The organism is Campylobacter sp. 2018MI13, assembly GCF_018501135.1.
Classification (GTDB): domain Bacteria; phylum Campylobacterota; class Campylobacteria; order Campylobacterales; family Campylobacteraceae; genus Campylobacter_E.
On the sequence record NZ_JAHCZC010000362.1, the window covers coordinates 1 to 223 of the forward strand.

A 223-nucleotide genomic window follows, 5' to 3' on the forward strand; every position below is an offset into this window, starting at 1 on the left:
CTTCGTTTCGGGTCTGCAGCATCTGACTTATCGCCCTATTAAGACTCGCTTTCGCTACGGCTTCACGTTAGCTTAACCTTGCCAGACACCACAACGCGCAGGCTCATTATGCAAAAGGCAGTCCATCTCCCTGTATTGCTACATAGGGCTCTGAATGATTGTAAGCAAATGGTTTCAGGTTCTATTTCACTCTGATCACCTCAGTTCTTTTCACCTTTCCCTC

At 47.1% G+C, this 223-nt stretch carries 1 rRNA gene; it reads right to left on the reverse strand.

Features of this window, described 5'->3' with window-relative positions:
* Positions 1–223, reverse strand: a 23S ribosomal RNA gene (locus KJQ99_RS11540); the annotation flags it as partial.